The 21093-nt window shown below is 39.2% G+C and carries 30 protein-coding genes; 19 read left to right on the forward strand and 11 right to left on the reverse strand.

Translation table 11 applies throughout. The annotated features are described in order from the left end of the window. The first annotated feature begins 306 nt into the window (after positions 1–306). Together C7B89_RS14645 and C7B89_RS14650 are read left to right on the forward strand one after the other, a co-directional pair. Complete coding sequence (locus C7B89_RS14645; protein WP_115674008.1) at positions 307–1038, forward strand: AAA family ATPase; 732 nt, start codon at positions 307–309, stop codon at positions 1036–1038. Further along, a complete protein-coding gene (locus tag C7B89_RS14650; protein WP_115674009.1) occupies positions 1035–2258 on the forward strand; it encodes a GNAT family N-acetyltransferase in 1224 nt (407 codons plus the stop codon). Before C7B89_RS14645 ends, C7B89_RS14650 begins: the two co-directional genes overlap by 4 nt. A 30-nt stretch (positions 2259–2288) precedes the next feature. Here the strand turns inward: C7B89_RS14650 and pdxR are convergent, their stop codons facing one another. Then, the gene (gene pdxR / locus C7B89_RS14655; protein ID WP_115674010.1) at positions 2289–3671 is read right to left on the reverse strand and encodes a MocR-like pyridoxine biosynthesis transcription factor PdxR; all 1383 of its coding nucleotides are present in this window, start codon (positions 3669–3671) and stop codon (positions 2289–2291) included. A 110-nt stretch (positions 3672–3781) separates the two neighbouring features. Between pdxR and C7B89_RS14660 the strand changes: the two genes are divergently transcribed. After that, positions 3782–4222 (forward strand): GNAT family N-acetyltransferase, encoded by a 441-nt coding sequence (locus C7B89_RS14660; RefSeq protein WP_115674011.1) that lies wholly within the window; start codon positions 3782–3784, stop codon positions 4220–4222. A gap of 104 nt (positions 4223–4326) precedes the next feature. On the opposite strand, the gene C7B89_RS14665 is transcribed toward C7B89_RS14660, so the two are convergent. After that, positions 4327–5019, reverse strand: coding sequence for a class I SAM-dependent methyltransferase (locus tag C7B89_RS14665; RefSeq protein WP_115674012.1), 693 nt, complete (start codon positions 5017–5019; stop codon positions 4327–4329). A 232-nt stretch (positions 5020–5251) separates the two neighbouring features. On the opposite strand from C7B89_RS14665, the gene C7B89_RS14670 reads away from it, so the two are divergent. The 6 genes from C7B89_RS14670 (at position 5252) to C7B89_RS14690 (ending at position 8656) form a co-directional block, all read left to right on the forward strand. Continuing rightward, complete coding sequence (locus C7B89_RS14670) at positions 5252–5854, forward strand: CPBP family intramembrane glutamic endopeptidase (RefSeq protein ID WP_004228915.1); 603 nt, start codon at positions 5252–5254, stop codon at positions 5852–5854. Positions 5855–5926: 72 nt separating this feature from the next. Beyond that, the gene (locus tag C7B89_RS14675; RefSeq protein WP_048390683.1) at positions 5927–6112 is read left to right on the forward strand and encodes a helix-hairpin-helix domain-containing protein; all 186 of its coding nucleotides are present in this window, start codon (positions 5927–5929) and stop codon (positions 6110–6112) included. Further along, positions 6105–6272 (forward strand): hypothetical protein, encoded by a 168-nt coding sequence (locus C7B89_RS23095; RefSeq protein ID WP_016993359.1) that lies wholly within the window; start codon positions 6105–6107, stop codon positions 6270–6272. Before C7B89_RS14675 ends, C7B89_RS23095 begins: the two co-directional genes overlap by 8 nt. Before the next feature lie 8 nt (positions 6273–6280). Then, the gene (locus C7B89_RS14680; RefSeq protein WP_115674013.1) at positions 6281–6913 is read left to right on the forward strand and encodes a hypothetical protein; all 633 of its coding nucleotides are present in this window, start codon (positions 6281–6283) and stop codon (positions 6911–6913) included. 81 nt (positions 6914–6994) lie between these two features. Beyond that, a complete protein-coding gene (locus C7B89_RS14685) occupies positions 6995–7981 on the forward strand; it encodes a helix-turn-helix transcriptional regulator (RefSeq protein WP_115674014.1) in 987 nt (328 codons plus the stop codon). Positions 7982–8026: 45 nt separating this feature from the next. Continuing rightward, positions 8027–8656, forward strand: a complete 630-nt coding sequence (locus C7B89_RS14690; protein WP_115674015.1) for a type 1 glutamine amidotransferase family protein — start codon at positions 8027–8029, stop codon at positions 8654–8656. Between the two features lie 54 nt (positions 8657–8710). On the opposite strand, the gene C7B89_RS14695 is transcribed toward C7B89_RS14690, so the two are convergent. Next, entirely contained in the window at positions 8711–9208 is a 498-nt protein-coding gene (locus C7B89_RS14695) for a hypothetical protein (RefSeq protein ID WP_009370976.1), read from the reverse strand. A 93-nt stretch (positions 9209–9301) separates the two neighbouring features. Here C7B89_RS14695 and C7B89_RS14700 point away from each other — a divergent pair, with 93 nt between their 5' ends. Both C7B89_RS14700 and C7B89_RS14705 read left to right on the forward strand, forming a co-directional pair. After that, on the forward strand, positions 9302–10042 hold the full coding sequence (locus C7B89_RS14700) for a sulfite exporter TauE/SafE family protein (RefSeq protein ID WP_115674016.1): 741 nt from the start codon (positions 9302–9304) through the stop codon (positions 10040–10042). A 12-nt stretch (positions 10043–10054) separates the two neighbouring features. Then, positions 10055–10990 carry a PD-(D/E)XK nuclease family protein gene (locus tag C7B89_RS14705; protein ID WP_115674038.1) on the forward strand — a complete coding sequence of 312 codons (936 nt, stop codon included), beginning with the start codon at positions 10055–10057 and terminating at the stop codon, positions 10988–10990. A 37-nt stretch (positions 10991–11027) separates the two neighbouring features. Here C7B89_RS14705 and C7B89_RS14710 read toward each other — a convergent pair whose 3' ends face one another. Further along, on the reverse strand, positions 11028–11261 hold the full coding sequence (locus C7B89_RS14710) for a DUF3923 family protein (protein ID WP_066037514.1): 234 nt from the start codon (positions 11259–11261) through the stop codon (positions 11028–11030). A 226-nt stretch (positions 11262–11487) separates the two neighbouring features. Between C7B89_RS14710 and C7B89_RS14715 the strand changes: the two genes are divergently transcribed. The 3 genes from C7B89_RS14715 (at position 11488) to C7B89_RS14720 (ending at position 13759) form a co-directional block, all read left to right on the forward strand. Beyond that, complete coding sequence (locus C7B89_RS14715) at positions 11488–12141, forward strand: hypothetical protein (protein ID WP_115674017.1); 654 nt, start codon at positions 11488–11490, stop codon at positions 12139–12141. Between the two features lie 125 nt (positions 12142–12266). Beyond that, the gene (locus C7B89_RS23100) at positions 12267–12419 is read left to right on the forward strand and encodes a hypothetical protein (protein ID WP_167444836.1); all 153 of its coding nucleotides are present in this window, start codon (positions 12267–12269) and stop codon (positions 12417–12419) included. 179 nt (positions 12420–12598) lie between these two features. Further along, the gene (locus C7B89_RS14720; protein ID WP_115674018.1) at positions 12599–13759 is read left to right on the forward strand and encodes an MFS transporter; all 1161 of its coding nucleotides are present in this window, start codon (positions 12599–12601) and stop codon (positions 13757–13759) included. 68 nt (positions 13760–13827) lie between these two features. Here the strand turns inward: C7B89_RS14720 and C7B89_RS14725 are convergent, their stop codons facing one another. The 4 genes from C7B89_RS14725 to C7B89_RS14740 all read right to left on the reverse strand — a co-directional run bounded on the left by C7B89_RS14725 (position 13828) and on the right by C7B89_RS14740 (position 16887). Beyond that, positions 13828–14175: a VOC family protein gene (locus C7B89_RS14725; protein ID WP_048390551.1), complete on the reverse strand. Its 348-nt coding sequence runs from the start codon at positions 14173–14175 to the stop codon at positions 13828–13830. A gap of 107 nt (positions 14176–14282) precedes the next feature. Next, positions 14283–15449, reverse strand: coding sequence for a Ger(x)C family spore germination protein (locus tag C7B89_RS14730; protein ID WP_054548797.1), 1167 nt, complete (start codon positions 15447–15449; stop codon positions 14283–14285). 130 nt (positions 15450–15579) lie between these two features. Then, positions 15580–15825: a YkuS family protein gene (locus tag C7B89_RS14735; protein WP_004228871.1), complete on the reverse strand. Its 246-nt coding sequence runs from the start codon at positions 15823–15825 to the stop codon at positions 15580–15582. 81 nt (positions 15826–15906) lie between these two features. After that, a complete protein-coding gene (locus C7B89_RS14740; RefSeq protein ID WP_115674019.1) occupies positions 15907–16887 on the reverse strand; it encodes a dimethylarginine dimethylaminohydrolase family protein in 981 nt (326 codons plus the stop codon). Between the two features lie 118 nt (positions 16888–17005). Between C7B89_RS14740 and C7B89_RS14745 the strand changes: the two genes are divergently transcribed. Next, positions 17006–17203 carry a transmembrane Fragile-X-F protein gene (locus C7B89_RS14745; RefSeq protein ID WP_054548795.1) on the forward strand — a complete coding sequence of 66 codons (198 nt, stop codon included), beginning with the start codon at positions 17006–17008 and terminating at the stop codon, positions 17201–17203. A 137-nt stretch (positions 17204–17340) separates the two neighbouring features. Here C7B89_RS14745 and C7B89_RS14750 read toward each other — a convergent pair whose 3' ends face one another. Then, a complete protein-coding gene (locus C7B89_RS14750) occupies positions 17341–17916 on the reverse strand; it encodes an LOG family protein (protein ID WP_054548794.1) in 576 nt (191 codons plus the stop codon). Positions 17917–17995: 79 nt separating this feature from the next. On the opposite strand from C7B89_RS14750, the gene C7B89_RS14755 reads away from it, so the two are divergent. Genes C7B89_RS14755 through C7B89_RS23280 form a run of 3 tightly spaced genes read left to right on the forward strand, consistent with a single transcriptional unit; the run spans position 17996 to position 18772 of the window. Beyond that, entirely contained in the window at positions 17996–18313 is a 318-nt protein-coding gene (locus C7B89_RS14755) for a MazG nucleotide pyrophosphohydrolase domain-containing protein (protein ID WP_054548807.1), read from the forward strand. Between the two features lie 10 nt (positions 18314–18323). Further along, positions 18324–18533 carry a hypothetical protein gene (locus tag C7B89_RS23275; protein WP_244205684.1) on the forward strand — a complete coding sequence of 70 codons (210 nt, stop codon included), beginning with the start codon at positions 18324–18326 and terminating at the stop codon, positions 18531–18533. Next, positions 18491–18772: a GNAT family N-acetyltransferase gene (locus tag C7B89_RS23280; RefSeq protein ID WP_244205685.1), complete on the forward strand. Its 282-nt coding sequence runs from the start codon at positions 18491–18493 to the stop codon at positions 18770–18772. The genes C7B89_RS23275 and C7B89_RS23280 overlap by 43 nt, the downstream gene beginning before the upstream one ends. A gap of 27 nt (positions 18773–18799) precedes the next feature. Here C7B89_RS23280 and C7B89_RS14765 read toward each other — a convergent pair whose 3' ends face one another. Continuing rightward, positions 18800–19252 (reverse strand): NUDIX domain-containing protein, encoded by a 453-nt coding sequence (locus C7B89_RS14765; RefSeq protein WP_054548793.1) that lies wholly within the window; start codon positions 19250–19252, stop codon positions 18800–18802. Positions 19253–19347: 95 nt separating this feature from the next. Between C7B89_RS14765 and C7B89_RS14770 the strand changes: the two genes are divergently transcribed. Then, positions 19348–19848 (forward strand): hypothetical protein, encoded by a 501-nt coding sequence (locus C7B89_RS14770; protein WP_231595564.1) that lies wholly within the window; start codon positions 19348–19350, stop codon positions 19846–19848. Between the two features lie 67 nt (positions 19849–19915). Here C7B89_RS14770 and C7B89_RS14775 read toward each other — a convergent pair whose 3' ends face one another. Further along, on the reverse strand, positions 19916–21088 hold the full coding sequence (locus C7B89_RS14775) for a multidrug effflux MFS transporter (protein ID WP_208644736.1): 1173 nt from the start codon (positions 21086–21088) through the stop codon (positions 19916–19918). Between the last annotated feature and the right edge of the window lie 5 nt (positions 21089–21093).

Genomic DNA, 21093 nt, shown 5'->3' on the forward strand with positions numbered 1-21093 from the left:
AGGGAAATCATTCACTTAATCAGTTAGAGAGGAGGTCAATGTCCACTTTTTTTATAAAAAAATCAAAAATATGACATGATACTACAGGTAGTAATTGCAACTTTCGACATGTTTTTTATTTATTTCTCGGGAAATATCTCATAGCGAGTTGTGAAAATGGTAGGGACTTCGTCAGCTGTTTTAGGCTATTTATGTTGGGCTGGCTTGGGTGGATACATAAAAAGGTAACATTTCAATCAAACAGGTGGGTGGATTACGTTTCAGCTTGAGGGATGTTCGCTATAATAAGAGTAAGGAGGAAATGAAATGTATTTAAAGTCATGTAAGGTGTTACAGGATACGATTCCCAATAAACAGGAGTATCCTTTTAATATTCCAAGCTTGCAGGATTTGCATGAGCTGGAGTTCCCAACGAATGTGACGTTCTTTGTTGGGGAAAATGGTTCGGGGAAATCAACATTACTGGAGGCGATTGCTGATCGCTGCGATTTCAATACGGCTGGTGGCGGTCGTCAAAATTTATATGAAGTACATAAGGCGGAATCTTCATTGGGGGAATATATCCGTTTGTCGTGGCTGCCGAAAATATCGAATGGGTTTTTTCTTCGATCAGAAACATTTTATCAATTTGCCAGTCATATTGATTTGTTAGAGCGCCATCCAAACAAATATGCTGCTTTTGGTGGGAAATCACTACACCATCAATCTCATGGTGAATCCTTTCTTGCGTTATTTATGAATCGTTTTAAGGGTAAAGCCATTTATTTATTGGATGAGCCTGAGGCGGCATTGTCACCAACGAGGCAGCTGAGCTTGCTGAAAATAATGAAGGACCTTGAGCATGAGGCACAATTTATTATTGCTACACACTCACCCATTTTGCTTGGCTATCCGAATGCAACGATTTATAGTTTTGATCAAGGAGAAATTGAATCCATTCGCTATGAGGATACCATTCACTACATCGTGACCAAACGTTTTTTGGATGCACCACAGTCGATATTAAGAGAGTTATTTGATGAGGAGAGGGAATCATGAATCAACGAAAAGGCTTAATCATGCGAGAAATTCGATTGGATGAAATGGCACAGTCCATTGATTTACTGAATTATGTCTTTCAAATGTCAATGTCCATTCACAAGGATCGTCGCTTTGTGAATGCTAAGAGTAGGCAATTTAATGAAGGGCATGCTATCGGGTGGTTTGATGGTTCACAGCTTGTATCGCAAATTTTAAGTTTGCCTTTTGAGGTGAATGTGCATGGCAAGATTTATGAAATGGGTGGCATCACAGCAGTTGGGACATACCCTGAATATTCAGGGCATGGCTTAATGGAGAGCTTGATAATTGAAAGTCTGCAAAGTATGCGAAATGAAGGACAGTATATATCCTATTTATTTCCATATTCTATTCCTTATTACCGCAAAAAGGGATGGGAAATTATGAGTGATATTGTGGAATTTCAAGTGAAGGATACACAGCTTCCTCATTATGCTGGGCTTAATGGGAAAATTCGCCGTGTTGATCCCAAGCATGAGGATGTGGTGGCTATCTACGCACGCTATGCGCAGAAAACGCATGGGGTAATGGTGCGCAATAGTATTGCCTGGAACGAGAAATTTCAGGAGGATTTCTGGGAGGAGAAATTTATAGATAGTGATGTGAACCTTCAGGCGGCGGTCTACTATGATGAAGAAGATGTGGCACAGGGCTACATGTTCTATCGTATTATGGAGGAAAATTATTACATTGATGAAATCGTCTATTTGCAGGAAGAGGCTCGTAAAGGTTTATGGAATTTCGTCTCGGCTCACAGCTCAATGGTCTACAATGTCTACGGGAAAACAACTGGTAATGAAGCGGTAGCCTTTCTATTAGAGGACAGTGAGATCATTCAAAAGGTATCGCCTTATTTCATGGCAAGAATCGTCGATGTCAAAGAATTTTTACTGCGCTATCCATTTATTGGTCAGAATTTCGAGCTTCAGCTAGCTGTCAGTGATCGCACTGTGGCGTGGAATAATGGCACCTACATCATCAAAATGAAAGATGGAAACCTTTCTGTGCAGAAGGTAAGTGAGACGTTGGACATGAATGCTGTGCATTTAACAGTGCAAACACTGGCTACTATGCTGTTAGGCTACAAACGTCCAACCTATTTAGAAAGAATTGAACGATTACAGGGACGTACAGAGGAAATTGCATTGCTCGAGGCGGTTTTACCAGTAGGTATCCCAACATTTATTGATTATTTTTAAGTGGTATGGTAAGAGCCATAACGTTGAAGGTTATGGCTGCCACGCCTCTTTTAACAGCTCGATGCCCAGCTTGATTTCTTCCAACGCTAATTTACTAAAGCCTAATTGCAGCATTGGTTCCTCATTTTTTTGATGGATAAAAAAGGGGCTTGTCGGATAAACCTTCACACCGTAAGTCGCCGCCTGTTGGATCAGCTGCTGCTCAGAAAGTGGAGACTTTATCTTCACTAATACATAGAGTCCTGATTGCTCGCCTAACACGGTTATTTGCTGACCGAAATGTCGTTGTAGCTCCTGTACAAGGTGCTGCATTTTTTGTTTATAGGTCAAACGCATTCGTTTAATATGGCGTGACCATTCTCCCTGCGCCATAAATTGGGCCATTGTGCGTTGATGGAGGGACGAAGCATTTTGTTCAAATTGAGCAAAACGCTCTTTATAGGGCTGAACAAGTGCATTTGGTAGCACCATATAGCTTAAACGCACACCTGGTAAAAACGATTTAGAGAAGGTGCCGAGATAGATTACCCTTGATGAGTCGATGGAAGCAAGGGCAGGAAATGGCTGTTGCGTATAGCGAAACTCTCCATCATAATCATCCTCTAGAATATAACCATCGACTTGTTGAGCCCATTGTATTAAGGTCTGTCGCTGCTGAATAGACATGGACACACCGTATGGGAAATGATGTGACGGGGTGACATACATTAAGCGTGATTGACAGTTTTGGAGTATGTCAAGTTGAGCTCCTGTTTCCATTACAGGTAGTGGCTCTATTTCGAAGTGATGTAACTGGAAGGCTTCCCGTGCACCATCATAGCCAGGGTCTTCCAAAAGAATGCTTGGGAAAGATTCTTTTAGTAAAAAGCCAAGATACAAGAGCATTTGCTGTGTGCTACTACCAATAACGATATTGTCACTCGTTGTATAAACCCCTCTTGCTTGCAATAAATACGGCACAAGCTGCTCCTTTAGCACTGATTCTCCAAACAGTTCTCCATATTCGTAACAGGTTGATTCCTGTAATACTTGATTGGCAATTTGGCGCCATGTTTTCATAGGAAAATGTTGCTGATCGACAGCCCCAGCGCGAAAATCTACAAGATAGGATGCAGCCTTCTTTTTTGGCTGTGTCATAGGGGACTGTTCCTGCTCCTTTAGAAAAACCTGCTCTAGCGCATTGACGAAATAGCCTTTTCGTCCCTCCCCACGTATGTATCCTTCTGCCACAAGCTGTTCATAAGCGGTTAATGTAGTATTACGACTGACCTGTAAAGTTTCTGCAAGTTTTCGTATGGAGGGCAAGGAATCATCTGTTTGAAGTGTACCTTGCGTAATAAGTACTTTAATTTGCTGGTACACTTGCTTATACTTTGCCTCTTTTTCTGTTAATAGAAAGATTAAATCGTCCATAAGGCACCACCTTGACATGTTAAAATGTTTGGAACTGTTTCTTTTGAAATGTCAGATTATTTACTACCATCATACTAGAAGGACAATCAAAAAGAAATGGAGATTAAAATATGAAAATTTGTATGGTGACACAGCAAACGATGGGAGACGTAGTCCCATTATTTAATGCCTATCGTGAATTTTATGGACAATCATCTGATTTACAGCAAGCTGAGCAGTTTATACAGGAGCGAGTAATGGGAGCAGAGTCTATTATTTTCCTGGCATATTTGGAGGAGGAGCCAGTTGGATTTGCACAATTGTTTCCAGTCTTTTCATCCGTCGCTATGAAACGAGCGTTTCTCTTAAATGATTTATTTGTGGCGAAACAAGCCAGAAAACAAGGTGTAGCACAGGCGTTGATGGAGCAATGCTTTATCTATTGTCAGCAGGAAGATGCGCGTTACATGATGCTAGAAACTGCCAGAGATAATGTCCAAGCACAGAAGCTCTATGAAAAAATGGGCATGACGATTGATGAAACTGTTTATTATTACAGTATTTATTGGTAATTTTTTTCGATGTGATGGATGTTGGTGGAGAGCCTGCTCAATACCACTATAAATCTAAGTTTCAGCCCCCACCATTGATTTTTACTATGGTGGGGGCTTTGTGGTTAGGCGTGGCTCATCCATCCTGCGAAGAGACCTGAGGAGAAAAAGCGGGTAATATTTTGAAAGCCCGCTTCACTTAATAGCTGTTGGATTTCTTGATCGGAGAGGAAGGAAATATTCATGATGCCCTTGCCCATGCTATCTACCTTTTCTTTTGTATAGCCGGCATCTAAAAAGTAGCTTTGCCATATTTTGATGCGATCTTGTAGCTCGTCACTTTCTCGTTCTCCGTAGGCACAAGCGAGGACAAAGGGCTTTCCAGGTTTTAATTGCTTGTGAATATTTTGCAGTAGATGGAGTTTCTCCTGTCGATCTTCAATAAAATGAAGAACGAGGATACAGCTTGCCGCATCGAATTTCGGTGTTGATTGGGGTAAGCGCTCAATTGTTCCTTGTAGTAGCTGAACGCGACTTTCAATATCCAGTTGCACGGCTTTATGTTGTGCAATTTGGAGCATTTCCTCAGATGGATCAACCCCAGTGAACATCCATTTAGGGTTTGTTGGTCCCCATGCAGAAAGCTCGTTGCCCCCACCAGCTCCTACAACAAGCAGGGATGCTTCTTGTTCTCCTAAATGCATGCGGAAATAGGCATGTGTCACGGCAAATAATGTGTCATAGGCAGGCACTGAAATTCTTGTGCTGTGCTCATATGTTTGTGCCTTTTCTAATAAATGTGTAGGTAATGTACGCATTGTGATAGCCTCCAGTGTTTTATCATATCTATTACAGACCTTTAATATCTGTAATAGAGTATAAATGAAAATAACTGAAAAGACAAAGGAGAAGCCCTTTGACATCGTTTTTTTATTGTAAAACATTTAATAATTAACAATAAAGATAAAAAAATTAATGTTTATCGTTAAATAACTATTGAAAAAAATGGCACTTTCTTCTATGCTTGTAGTAAACAGGAGGGGAAATAAGATGATGAATAGTTTAATCAGTGCCATTTTGCAAGTGATGTTATTTTCAGTGATTCCGTTTATTTGGTGGCTTTGTACAGCGAGAAAAAAACAGCCCTTTTTAACGTGGATAGGATTGCAAAAGCCTATTATTGTGCACAAGGGAAGGTATGCTATGTACATTGTACTTTCTACTTTCACGATGTTAATACCGAGCTTTGCGCTAGTCTTTTTCTATATTGATCGCTCCTTGCTAGCGGCGAATCAATTCGCGGGACTTGGAGCTGCTGCCGTCATTCCAGCACTTTTCTACGCTATTATTCAAACAGGTTTATCAGAGGAGCTATTATTTCGCGGCTTTTTATTAAAGAGATTGATGAAGATTTTTGATTTTCAAGTAGCAAATCTCTTGCAAAGTATTGTTTTTGGCTGTGTTCATGGGGCCATGCTATGGTCGGTGCTTCCGCTTCATGTAATCTTATTAGTTGTGCTTACTACAGCGCTTGCTGGCTATGTGATGGGCTGGGTGAACGAACGAATTGCTGGAGGTTCCATTGTCACTAGCTGGAGTATCCATAGTATTGTAAATTTCATAGCGGCGTGCTTGTATATGTTTAAATTTTGACTTATTTGCATTTCTTTGCTGTCACTTGCATAATAGGGCAGAGAAGATTTTTTCGTGAAGGGACGTGCAAGCATGACAGAGTGGCCTAAGGGAGTAGCAAAACCAGCAATTCGCGCATTACATGCAGCGGGCTATACAGAATTGAAGCAGCTAGAAAGAGTTGAGCTTTCTACATTAGCTCATCTTCATGGAATGGGTCCAAAAGCTTTAGCAGCGATTGAGGCGGCACTAAAGGAAAGTAGGGAACTTCGTGAATAAGCTGACATTGTTTTTACTGGCGATGGTTGTCTATTATATCCTCGTTGTAGTCGTTATTAGCAAGCTGTTTATTATTCCTATTATGAAAGTGATGGCTCTTATCTTTTTTATAGGGGCAGGCTATATCTTTTCTCGTAAAATGCGTAGGAAATTACAGTAGGAGGTAATATGAAAATTGTTAAATTAACATTCTTTTATTTAGCTATTATTTTATTGGCATTGACGCTGTCCTTAGCGGGTGTTCGTCTATCCATCTCTCTTGGGATATTTGCATTAATTGCGGTAGGGATGATTTATCGCCATATACATATTTTATATCGCACAAACAATATGGAGCAGGTGGATAAATGGGTTAAAAATCACCGAAAAGAGCCTATATTTGCTGCTCTCTATACATCAGCTTACGGGACAAAAGAGGAACAGATTCAGGCAATCGATGTCATCATCCATCATTATAAGCAGCCAGCCATTAAGTACAATTACCTCTTTATTAAGGCCATTATGGAGGAGAATCTTGGTGCTGCTAAAGTAGCCGCAAGACAAATTGATAAGGAGTCTTTAACTAGCTATGCACTATGCTATATTGCTGCGCTGGAAGGTCGAGCGGCCGATATGAGAAGTGATAAACTAACACAGCCGTGGATGCAACCTGCAATTGAAGCGGTCTATGCCTGTACAATAAAGGATCAGGCTAATTTCCGCCAATTCGCGGATGCCAGCATCCAACAAGCACGTGGCATACAGAAATACGGTTTAATACATAATTTTAAGCAAATGGAAGATGAATTGGTAAAGGCATAATGGAAGGGCTACTTGATAACAGTATCAGGTAGCCTGATTTTGTGTCAGAAATCATAAATTAATTCAATGAGGTGAAAATGCTTGTCTAAAATGGATCAAATGATGCAGATTTTATGGATGTTGAATTCAGGTAGGAAAATTACCGCGAAAGAAATCGCTGAAAAATTAGAGATTAATATCAGATCCGTTTACCGCTATATTAACTCACTTTCTGCCAGCGGTGTGCCGATTATAGCTGAAACAGGTCATCATGGAGGATATACCCTGTTGAATAATTTTATTAAAAGTCCTCTTATTTTTGATGTTGATGAGAAAGCGGCATTACTTCATGCTTCTATTTTTGCAAAAGAAGCTGGCTATTTTTTAGATGAGGCATTAAACAGTGCAACAGCAAAGCTTACAATGTATTCAAATCAAGAGCAAGAAAAAATGATTCAACAGCATTTACAAGGTTTCGAGATAATCGGTCCAGATGAATCCTCCTTGGAGCCACTGTTAAAAAAATTAGAAGAGAGTATAGTAAAGAGAACATCTATAGAAATGGAATACCATACTAATAATGAAGAGCAATCTAAGTCTAGGGTGGTTAATCCATATGGTTTGGTTTATTGGAAACAAAACTGGTATGTCGTTGCATTTTGTCATGTAAGAAATGAAATCCGTACTTTTAAAGTAGGCCGAATTAGTAGTCTGCATCAAACAGGCATTCCCTTCCAACGACCACAATCTTTCTCTGCCAGTGATTTTTTTATGAAAAGCCTTTTTCCCCAAGCCGAACATAAACAGAACCTTGTGCCCTTCATCATTTGTGGAAAGACAAGTGCTGTGGATGCGATCAGTCAGCATTGGTTTTTAAAGTATCACCTCCAAGAACGCACCAATAAGAACGCAATATTTTTAGTAGATGAGGAAGCACTACATACATATGTACCCTATTTACTTTTTCCCTATGGAAAATCAATCCAAGTAGTAGAACCAATAAGTCTAAAGCAAAAGATAATTGACGTTCTATATGAGCTCATCCATTTTTATGAAAATGAAAACTTTACTGACGGAGAATGTCAGTAAAGTTTTTTTATACTAAGCATAGTTTCAATAAAAGGAGTGTTTATTATGCAGACAAGAAAAGTGTATCTTTATGTATTTGATACGATGGCAGATTGGGAGATAGGGTATTTAATGGCCGAATTAAATACAGGTAGATATTTTAAAAAGGGGTTAGAGCCTTTAGAGGTGATGACAGTAGGGATTGATAGAAGTCCAGTTACGACGATGGGTGGCATCACCATACTTCCAACGATGGCCGTTGCTGAATGTCACTTGAAAAGCATGGATGTCTTGATTCTCCCAGGAGGCAATACATGGCTAGAATCTATTCATGAGCCTGTATTGAATAAAGTCTCAAAAGCGTTGAATGAAGATGTTTTCGTAGCTGCAATTTGTGGTGCAACGTTTGGTCTTGCAAAGGTTGGTTTGCTTGATACAAGGCAACATACGAGCAACGATCTCGAATACTTGAAGATGCTTTGTCCACATTATATTGGGGATGAACATTTTAAACAGAAGCCAGCCGTAACTGAAGGGAATTTAGTAACGGCATCTGGCATTGCACCATTGTATTTTGCCTACCATGTTTTGAGGCTGCTCGATGTTTTTACACCTGAAACATTACATGCTTGGTATAAGCTTTATGAGACGCAGGAGAAAAAATATTTTTATGAATTAATGACATCCATTGAATAATAATTAGTCTAAGAAGAGCATGTTCATTGTTAAAACATGCTCTCTTTTTTTACATTAACTTTTTTTAGCCAACAAAATGCCTCGCACAATCCCTATCATGAAGATGCCAAATAACAGCAGTAAAAATAAGTAAGCATGCCATTGTTGTAAAATACGTTCACGACCTAGAGCTACCGTCAGGTCATTGAATAGGGAGTAGGTAAAATACAATAGAATACTATTTTTGATGAGACAAAACGTAAGGATGCCATTTTGTCGCTGTTTATGGGAGAGAGGTGCTTTATTTTTACGCATCACAGGATAAGCTGCCTTTATCTCTAAATAGTGTAAAAGTAGAAAGAGCATAAGAGCGACAAAGGGTAAATAAAAAATAGCAATTTTCGGACCGAATTGGGCATGGTCACTCGTGAAGCTTTGCAAGACAGGAATCATGGCAGGGAGCTTGCCGTATTGAATGAGTGTCGCTGTAATGCCGGCTAGAAAAATAGTCGCCACAATAACCGTTAGCTGGTGACAAAAGCGTGGTGTGGGTGTTTTTTGTTGTATATGCATCCTTGCTCCTCATTTCCATCATCATTGATAATAACAATCTGTTATACTGTATCATAGAATGATTGCTTTTTGTGTTAGGGAAAGAAGGATATTATGGAATACTTGTTGTTTTTACTTATTGGCATCATTGGGAATGTCATTGGTACGTTAGTTGGGGGTGGTGGCTTAATTACCTTGCCAACGATGATGCTAATGGGTGTACCCGTCCATTCGGCTATTGGCGCAAATAAAGTGTCCAATATGGTGAGTGCTTTTTCAAGCTTTTATACAATTTATCAACGTAAGGAATTAGCATGGAACGAAATGCGGTCGGTGTTACTTGTCTCTTTAATCGGAGGTACATTGGGGGGACTTTTCGCTTCATTAATGAGTAGTCAATCATTAACGTTCATTGCTATTATTTTACTTGGCTTTGCGCTTGTCATGTCCTTTATGGGTGGAGCTGATTTTGGCGACAAGGAACGTTTTACGATGAATCGAAAAAACGGTCCTATCCTTCTTGGAGTTGGCTTTTATGACGGTATGTTTGGTCCGGGCAGTAGTACATTGGCGCTTTATACATATGCACATGAGAAGATTTCCTATATTAAAGCCGTGGGGCTATCACGGGTAGGGGTATTTGCAATGTGCTCAGGAGCAGCGATTACCTATATTGCTACAGGGAAAATCGAATGGCCGTTAACGCTTATTTTAATGATTGGCTCGACGATTGGTGCACAAATTGGGCTTGTGCTAGCCAGAAAAGTGAAAGCACATCAGGTAAAGCTTTTACTGCGTATTGTAACGATTGTGCTGATTATACAGCTTGTTTATGATTTCATCCATCAGCTTTAGGAGGTGATTGTCCTGTTTGAAATTTCACCCTATCCAACCTTTTCGTGGTCGTTATCGCGTCATAAAACATTGACAAGCTGTGCCCGCAAATACGGCTATGAATATTACTTTTCACATAACGGGTGGCTCAGTTACAATGTGGAGCCATATCATCAACAGGTGTATCGCTTAAAAAAGCTGCAATCGATGCCTATTTTATTTGGGCAAATTGTCCATCGATACATTGAGCAGGCCATTAATGATTATTTACAAACAGGAAAAGCTCCAACAGTAGAGGAGCTAATTCAATTGGGGCGCGGGCAGCTGAATGCAGCCTTTATTGACTCCACTCGTCGTCTTGAATTTTGGAGGCAAAAACCAAATAAGTATTATATGATGCAGGAAATCTATTATCATGGCACCCTTTCTCCTGAGCTTGTGCAAGACTATAAAGAACGTTTACGACTTGTTTTTAATCATTTTTTAATGAGTGAAACATTCCAGCAAATCACCTCACAAAAAGGCTCTCTCCGTATCGGAGAACCAGAGCAATTCCGCTCCATGAAAATAGACGATGTCCAGGTATTTGTTGTTATGGACTTTCATTATTATGATGAACTGAGGGATAAATGGATTATTGTTGACTGGAAGACCGGTGGAGAATCTGATGATGACCGTCAGCAATTAGCCCTCTACGCTTACTATGTTCAGCAAAAATACCGTGTGTCTCTAGCGCAAATCGAGGTCTATAATGAATATTTATTAACAGGCAAGCGCAAGAAATATAGTTTTACAGACATGGATATGGAGAACATTTTGTATACGTTCCAGCGCAGTGTTTTAGAAATGAAAAAGTATCAGGCTGATATTTTTTCCAACGAGCCCGTGGACATCGAGGACTTTGAACAAACACAAGAAAAATGGCATTGTCGTGGCTGTAATTTTAGGGAGCTATGTGCATCAAGGTGAAAAAGAAGCGAGTGCTAATATAGCCTCTCGCTTCTTTTTAAGTGATTTTCGTAAAGTGAGCTTTTGTGCTTTTTTTAATAAAGTAAAGAAAAATTAATTGCACAAGTAAAACGATTAGAAACATGATGCCCAAAATAATGAATGAAACCATTTTCACTTCAGGTGTTTGCACAATCCCTGCACCATCAACATTTCTTGCCCCAATAAATACGGCGATGCCAGAAAAGATCAATAACCATACAATATTTACAGCCCACCAGAATATTTTCATACCCAATATGAACACCTCTTTCTTCATGTAATTCCCTCGCATTTCTTAATTATAGCAATTTACCTTAAATTTGGAAATGTCCGATAGACGGTGCTACATCTCAGCCTACAGACGGATTGACTATTTTAAAAATAGAAGTTTTTCATAGGCTTCATTCCTTGTTTAGGGTATATATGGTAAATTTAGTATGTGCATATTATGTATTACCTAAGAAAGGAGGCAGCATATGATGAACAATAAAAAGACGTTTATAGGATCAATCGTTATGTTGGGTATTTGTATGTGTCTATTTTTTCCATATCCTTACAATGAAGCAAGTATGGCACATACTACATTCATGTCAATTCCTGTCGAAACACAAGATGGATACGTGTTACTTGGCATCTTTGGCTCGATTTTATTTATAATTGCTATGATTTTACTACTTAGGAGTATCAACAAATATCATTTTCGAACATTTGTTATTGTAGTATTACTTTATTCATTTTTACCTCATTTGCTTATCGTGGCGTATCAAGAAACCTTTGCTAGTGGCATTATGGCCATTTCATACAAAGGGGATGGAGAATGTCGGTTTGATATGGTGGAAAAAGACTTAATGAATGGGGAATGTACCATTGTCTTACATAATCGAAGCAATGAAGCTGTGTCCTTTGATTTACAATTTATCGATACGAATTTTTTTAAAGGCGATAAGCGGATGAATTCACTTATGAATATAGCAGGGCCATATCATGTGACCATCGAGGCCAATCGTGAAAAAGCTATTCATCTAAAGGAATTACTCAATTTAACAAATGTTCCTAATCATATAGAGGGAGGTGGCTCCTCCAAGGTGCATGTTCAATTAATAGACGGTGACAAGGAAAGAACTTTATAAATAGTCCATGCGTGGAAAATATGTTGCGTCTTATACATAGTTCAACATTGTATTTGCTTTTGTGGTAAACTTGTATTAAATTATAGTAAGCTATGAATTGATCTTGAGAGAGGAGGCAAAAAGTCATGGAAACTATTTTCAGAAGAACGGCGATTGAGGTAAAGACATTTTTACAATTAGATGATTTAGGCTCAAAGGGACCAGTCTGTGGTTTTTTAAGAAAACAGCATAGTGAAAGTAGTAACCGGAAGCTTTTTGCTTTTGTCAGTCATGTGTGAAAAATGACTTTTTAACCATACAAAGTAATTGGTAGACGCCGGTTTTATGGCGTCTTTTTTGTTGTGATAAAACTGAGAGAGGGTGAGTGAATTGCTAAAAAAACTAAGACAATTAAGGAATGTTGCAGTGTTCCAAGCGCTTCTAATTTAGAAAAATAATTAGAAGCGAGGAATTTACTATGAAAAAACAACCAATTTTTACTTCATCATTTCTTTTTCTATTCATAAGTAATTTTTTTATTTTTATAGGATTTGAAATGCTATTGCCTATTTTACCAGCCTATTTATTAAGCATAAACGCCAATCCGATGCAAGTAGGCTTGGTGACGACGGTATTTACACTAGGTGCCATCACGATAAGACCTTTTGTAGGGTACTATTTAATGGATCATAAGCGGAAAAAACTAGCGATTGTGGCAAGTATAGCCTTACTCATAATTACAATGCTGTATCCATTGCTTAACACGATTTGGATTTTCCTATTACTCCGACTTTTCCATGGAACAGCGTGGGGTGTATCCACGACAGCCAATAGTACAATGGCTGTAGATAGTATCCCTAAAGCTCGATTAGGAGAGGGAATGGGCTATTTCTCGGTATCCACAACCGTGGGAGCGATTGTTGCACCAAGTCTCGGTATCCTTATTTACAGTACCTTTTCTTTTCACACGCTGATTTGGTCGTCAGCCTTCCTAAGCCTATTTGCGATCATAATGCTTTCCTTTGTGCATGCAACGACACCTATTCAAAATGACAAGCAGCCATTTCGGTTTATGGAAGCGATATTTGAAAAAGAAGTAAGGTTTCAGGCAGTATTGACTGTTGTGACGACGCTTGGTTTTGGCGCTATTATTACATTCTTAGTTCTTTTTGGTGAACAAAAGGGATTAAAGGATATTTTTCTATTCTTTCTTATCAACGCAATTGTTTCCACCTTAATACGTCCTTTTACAGGGAAATGGTTTGATAAGCATGGACCATGGTCGATCATTATTGTGTCAGCGATTTTCGGTTTTCTATCTTTAATCGTGTTATCCTATACTACAAATAATTTCACATTGATTATCGCCGCGATTTTATTTGGTGCAGGCTATGGCACCGTTATGCCGTGCCTACAAACCTGGGCTGTTCAAAAAGTAAGTGAAGCCAAAAGTGGTGCAGCCAATGCCACTTTTCTTTCCAGCTTTGATGTTGGAGTTGGTATGAGCGCATTTATCTTAGGAATTTTAGCTGAATGGATAAGTATAGAAATGATTTTCCGACTTGTTAGCCTTAGCTTTCTTCTTGTCGCTCTGTTAGTCTATCGGGATTATATTGTTAATAAGAAAACAAACCATTAATATAGGAAGAAGGACCAGTCTCAAGTGTCTGGTCCTTTTTTCTTTGACTTATATAACGCAAGGGTAAACTATTTTTCCCAAAGCTCAATCAGTCGACCTTCTGGATCTTTAATCCAAATAAACTTTCCAAATTCGTTACACTCTAGAGGTTTTGCGAGTGGGACATCAAGATGTTCAAGATGCTTTATCATCTCGTTTACATCATGAACTTGGAAATTTAACATCACTTGCTGTTCTGCTGGAAAATAATTGTCCTGTTCAGTGAAAAAAGAAAAGATCGTTTCATTGCCTTCTTGGGGTTTAATGATTGTCCCATTCCAATCGTTTATTTCTAGCATCAAGGTTTCGCTATACCACTTTTTTACAGAATCTAGATTCTTTGTTCGCCAAAATATACCTCCAAAGCCTTTTATCATTGTCTCGATCTCCTGTCTGTTTAACGTTTCCTCATCTTTTCCATTACTATAGCATGACAAGATGGCCATAAGAAAGAGACCATGCCATTTTGGATGGTCTCTACCTATTATTCGGTAATCGTTTCTGCAAATGTTTTACGGCCAGGGCTTACTTTATTAATATGAATATCGATTTTACTGATGGAATCTTTGCTTAAAGGAATTTTGCCATCCTTCTCTAATCTCTTCCAAGCCTTTACATTACTACGATAGAGATATTCGGATAGACGAAAGACATCCGCATCCATTTTTAGTCCTTCCTCAAAGGTAGTTAGGATTTCTTCCTTGACGGCTTTTTCTACTTTTTTTCTTACCTGATTGGGTGTCAGCTTTCCTTTAAAACCATTTAAAATCGTATCGAATTTTAAATTTACCTCAAACTTTACATCATTACCTTTCACAATTGGCTTGACTTTAACATCTAGCTTTTTAATATCGACGGTTAAGTAATCACTTTTTTCATTATTTTCTAATTCGACGGTGATTTCTCCTTGCTTTGTTTCATCATTCATCCACTCTATTCCACGTGCAGATTTGCCTTTAATATAGCCTTTAAAACTATCCTTTGAAAGAATACCAACGCCAGCAAAAAAGGTTTCTGTTTTGGGGCCATCCATTGTCTCCCAGTTTTCGTTGACGGTTACATAAGGAATTTTCATTTCGTGGTTGGGCTCATTTAAGCCAATGACGAGCTGTCTTAAATTAACAGGCTCTACAAATGACTCCTGCTTCGCTGTATTTTTAGGATTACTTAATTTGGTGGCAGTTGGTGATTTCTCTAACAATGGAGAAACTAATAAAACATCCTCGATAGGATCTTGGGTACAGTAAACCCAAATATGATATCTTGTCTCTCGAAAGCGTAGAAAAGTATCAATAACCGCAATCGCATGTTCAGCTTTCATGGCACTCTCTGAGAAGAGAAGAAAGGTCATATGTCCCCAAAATACTTCTTGGTCCATTGAACGATACAATTTGTAAATGGCTTCTTCTATTGTCTTACCCTTCGCTTGACCAATTTCGGTAGGCGCTGCATTAGGGTTAGCTGATTCTGTTTTCGCTACGTTAGCAAAGTTGATAATTTGTAAGTATGCTGTATATTCATTATCCTTGTAGTCAACCCCCACACCTTGTACGTAATACATGCGTTGCGGCTCTGTTACATCCCAACAGCCTGATAGCAGTAGTGTAGTCGTCAGCATTAAAATAACAATCGCAATTTGTTTTTGGCTCATATATCTCCCTACTTTTTGAAGTTCGTGTATATTAGTTTGTACAAGAACGCAAGGTATTATAAGTAGAGACCATTTGTATGTATGAAAGTGCTGCTCTCGTCAAAATGACGTAGAGACAGCACTAATGATTTTAGTGGAAATATTTTTGGACGCGTTCAACGACCTCGTTTGCCGATAGTCCATTCGCATCAATCACAGGACCTTCCATAACTGGATCACTAATTCCCATGACATCGCGATCCTGACCTGTAATAATACAAGCATCACATTTTTTCGCATCCTCTTCATTGCGAAGCTGGATGACTTCAAAGCCTTGTGCTTTTAAAGCATCTTCGATATTCGTTAATGATTGTTCCACACCAATAATTCTAGACATTTCTTGTCCACCTCCTACAAATAATGTGCCATTTCAGGTTGCTCATTATTCATACTATTTTTTAGTGGGGAGAGATAATTTCTAGAGATCCGTGCGTAATAGGGGTTGTGTACTACATCTAAAAGAACCGCCAAAGCTTCGAGAAATCGTAAAATCAACATATTCTACGGTGATACCTCTCTTCGCTAGTTGCTCGCCAATCCATGTAAATTCTTTGTCTGTAATATAGACTTCTTCATTAATAGGTAAGCCGTTAGTAGCAAGTTTTGCGGCATCCTCTAGGGAAACGTGAATTTTATCCCAATCTTTTAGCTGTTTGGGAATACCATCAATGAGTGCTTCCTCGCAGACAATCATTAGACCCTCTCTAACGAGGCTAAGCGCACAGTCGAGATGAAGAATGGTTGGATGAAGCGGCACTTCGACCACCGTATAATCAAAGTTACTCGCTAAATTACGCAGCCACTGCACACCATTTTTATTGGAGGCTAGTCCTGAATTCCCGACAAAAATCGTTTTATCTAACACTAACACATCGCCGCCCTCTAAGAACGGGCCAACTTCAGAATCTAAACCATCTGCCATATCAGGCTTTGGAATGGAGACATAGAAGCATTGATTTTCATTTGCTTCCTGTGCTAAAAGATTACGTACGGGCAAAACTTCGTTGCGTCTATGTGGGAATCGAAGGGAGCCCTCGATTAAAAAATGGCCGATAGTGAAAAAGGGATCGCGAACGAAGAAATTGCTATAGCCATCTTCTTTTCCTACTTCTTTTTCATAGTCTGTTAAACGTCTTGGTACTTGTACTTCTACCCCGTATCTTTCTAATACTTTTTTTAAATTTGCTCGTTCCAATTCCCATTGCTGCTGTCTTTCTGGAAAGACATCTTTAAAATTTTTACCGAGTGTATCTACGCTTGCATAAAGTGCTAGTGTTTCTTCTGTTAAAAATTCATCATCATCTGTTGGAGCCTCCTTAGCTGGAAAAGCAAATTCCGATTGCGCCATGACAACTCGTTTTAAAGGAGCAAACTCGCTTTTTACAAAAATATTCGTCATCTTACTGCCTCCTGTTGTATGATTTAGAAAAAGTAGTGAAAATTTTTCCTGTGATGTTCCTTATCGTAAGATATATAGTTACTATATAGTCAAGGATGGGCTGTAAGGTGGTGAAATGATGGGCATTGCAGAAGTGCTGACCATTGTCTTTGTCGTATTAAAGCTAACAAATGTCATTACATGGTCGTGGTGGCTGGTATTATTACCAGCGATTCTTTCATTTAGTCTGTATGCCATTATTGGGCTGGTGAAGCTTGGGATGGTATTGATTGCTGTGGTAGCAGTGAAAAGGCGGGAAAAGAAAGCAGAATTATGAAATCATAGTAGCCAAATTACTAGTAATCAGAACAATCAGGTCCTTCTTTTGTTTCGCATAGTCATGTAGGATCGTATTGGAGATTAGAGCATGAAAAAGGTGAGGATAGTCCAATTAGGTCCACCCTCACCATTTTATTATTTGCTTAATTCATAAGTTTTCACAGCTGGAGGAACAAAGCTTTCACATTTATCTAATAGTGCTGCTGCGTCCTCATCAACAATAAGTGCATCACGATATTGTGCTTTTAAAAATTGTTCATTTTGCATATGGTCAAAGAAAGATATTAATAAATCAAAATAGTTTTCCATATTGAAAATAGCACAAGGTTTTTGAAGCAGCCCGATTTGATTCCACGTAAATACTTCAAAAAATTCCTCTAATGTTCCAGGTCCACCAGGAAGGGCAATAAAGCCATCTGCTAATTCCATCATTTTACTTTTACGTTCATGCATTGTCTTTACAACAATCAGCTCTGTCAGCTGTTGATGCGCAATTTCACGTTCTTCTAATAATGTCGGAATCACCCCAATGACCTTGCCGCCTTCTTCTAGCACTGTATTCGCTACTGTTGCCATGATGCCTACAGAAGCACCACCATAAATAAGAGTAATTTGTCTTTTGGCTAATTCTTTTCCTAGTAAAATCGCTCCTTGACGATAAGCATCGGAAGCGCCTAGACTGGATCCGCAAAATACGGCAATACTTTTCATAGCTGATTTCCTCCATATCTGATCGAATTCTTTTATAGTATAATTTATTTTGAAGAGGAAGGAAATGGAGGAAACTGAATTGGAACTAAATGAATTTCAACGCTGGGTAAAGGATTACTATGAAGCACGTGGCTGGTCAGAGCTTAATATTTTTACACGTATTGGCTTCTTGGCAGAAGAAACAGGTGAGGTAGCCAGGGCGATTCGAGCAATCGAGATTGGTAGAGATCGACCAGATGAAAAAACACCATCCTTTGAAGAAAATAAGCAGGAGCTAATTGAAGAGCTAGGGGATGTCTTAGGAAATCTTATAGTGATTGCCAATCAGTACGATATTCCATTAGAAGAAATATTTGCAGCTCATCAAGACAAGCTGATAAAGCGTTACCAGGAATAGGAGGAGCGAGATGCAATATCAAGTAGAGGTTTTACGGGGACAGCATGAGGATTTTACAAATTTTTTAAGCGAAAAAATTCGTGCCTATAATAATGAGCAATCTCCTTATCATCGCGAAAGTAGAAAGAAGGGTGCATTTCTTCCTTTAGAGTTAATCGTCACAGATCAACAGCAGCAATGGATAGGTGGTATAACAGTGAAGTCTACTGGGGGTGGATAGAAATACATAAATTTTGGTTAAGTGAAGAATATCGTGGAAAGGGAATTGGCACAAAGCTCTTAGCACAGGCAGAGTTAGTAGCCAAGGACATGGGCGCAACAAAAGCCCTACTGACAACCTACGAGTTTCAAGCGCGTACCTTTTATGAGGCACATGGCTATAAAGTAGTGGGAGAAATTAAAGATTATCCACCAGGCAGTAGCTACTATACCATGGTGAAAGTGCTTCCTCAAGAATAGGCTGTCTAAGGAGATAGACAGCCTATTTTAATTGACATCGCCCAAATAGATTGTTGTTTGTTGTCCTCGTATAAATTTCTGTAATGGTTGGGTAAGCGCTTTGGGGTAAAGTCTATATGTATGAAGCTTTTCAATCGGTATCCATTGTGTCCCAATTTGAAGACTATCAGGATTTGTTGGTTGACAAGTTTGCGTATTTACCTGACAGAGGAAATAATATTCTACCTGATGTACATCAGCGTCAAAGGCGGCATGCTCATGATTTTGTCCGATGTATTCACGGATAAATAACAGCTCTCCAATGTGAACGGAGGAGCCAATTTCCTCCAGGCATTCCCTTTGCAACGTCTTGTGAAAGGTCTCTCCATGCTCCTGTCCACCACCTGGACAAAGGTAAAAGTAGCCCTCTATATCTTGATTTTTTGTTAGCAATAGTTTCCCATCCACGATGATGATGGCTTTGACAGAATTTCTAATCATGGACTTCTCCTTTTAATTGTTATTTTTCGTGATCATGACTAAAACGCTTCATGAATGTCTACCTTAGTAAAAAGGGGAGATGAAGCGTGTATTCAATGTCCAATTTTAAATTACTTGTCGAAAAACAGACCGAAATTGATACCATTTATCAGAAATGTAATGATTTAATTCAATCAACTGTTACACCAAAGCTAGATGCAGAGGTCGAGCAGTTTTTAAAGCTGGTTGAACAGCATTTGACACAGCAAGGCTTTACAATTACGAATACATCAACAGGGTTAATCGCCAATTATCAAGAGGCTGTCATTAATGTAGATAAACATTCAAAGCATTTGGAAGAATGCTTTTTTATCAATTTAAATAGTTATGCTGAGGATCAAGTCTCTATTGTACTCGATATCTCACCAACGATGCTACCGAAAATTTCAAACCAGCTCGATGGCTACACAGATATTATTGAGCAAATGACGGATAAGCTAAAGCAAGCAAAAAGTCTAGAGAAAGCCTGTACGAATCCCAAATTTCTTTATAAAACGCAAAGCAACAAAGTTTTTCATACCCCTCAGGAAGTGTTGGATTATTATTTTCAAGGATAGGAGAAGCCACCCTAAAATTTTAGGGTGGCTCAACTATTTTATAGGATTGGAAGCCCGCTTTCTTCCATTATCGAATAAACTTTCTTCCGCAAAGCCACATTATCAAGGTTAGACCTAAGAAATAAAGTGGCATTGTCAGTAAAGAACCGTTATGCAGTAAGCTCATACCAGATGTGATGGCACTGACGAGTAAGTAATAGCCGAGACTAAAGATAGCGCCTGCTGTGCCAATCACATCCTGAAAATCTACTAACGCTAAACTTAAGCAATTAGGAAGTGCGATGCCCGAGCCTAGCAGTGTGATAAAAATAGTAATCAGCATACCAATGGCCATCATGCTCGCGTGCAATGGCAGGGTACAAACGATGGTTAAAAGCAAAGTGCCACCAAGCATTACCAAACAGCCAACATGGATGATTTTTTGTGGTGAATGGCTGATGACGAGTCGCTTTGAAATCATAGCCCCTATTATGGAAGCAAGGGCAACGATAATGCCAAGAAATCCGTACAGGCCAGGTGACAGCTGGAAATGCTCGATGAATATAAAGGGTGCTTCGGCATAGTAGCTAAATAGAACACCATTAATGCCTCCTATTAGTAGCCCATAGACAAGCACGATGGGTGAAGCAAAAATGCGTTTGACGACAGGCCAAATCGCTGTTCTTTGTCTTGTTGCAGGATTGGTTGTTTCTGGAAGTCTGCAATAAGCATAGATAAACAACAGGATACTCATGATGACAAGGACAAAAAACACGGCTCGAAAGCCCAGTGCTTGATCCACCCAACCACCAATTAACGGCCCTATAGCTGGGGTAAAGGCAATGACGGCTGAAATTTGAGCAAACATAGCATGGCGTTGACTTCCCGTCACACTTTCACGCAAAATGGTTTGCGTAATAATGGAGCCAGTTGCAGCGCCGAATGCTTGTAGCAATCGACTTGCTAATAGAAAAGGGATTGTCTCTGCGTAAAAGCAGAGTAGGCTACCTATTCCATAAAAAATTAAACCACCTAGCATGGCAGGTCTACGGCCAATAAAATCAGAAATCCATCCCCAGCAGAAAACGCCGAACGCAAAGCCAATAAAATAGATACTTAATGTTAATTGGACAGAGCTATTGGCTACATCAAGTGCAGCGGCAATATCCGGAAGTGATGGTGTGTATATTGTTTCACTAATTTGTGGAAAAGCCACAAGAACAATCATTAATAATAAAGATGGTACTGCCTGTTTTTTCAACATAT

Origin of the sequence: Lysinibacillus capsici (assembly GCF_003367505.1) — a bacterium.
Lineage (GTDB): Bacteria > Bacillota > Bacilli > Bacillales_A > Planococcaceae > Lysinibacillus > Lysinibacillus capsici.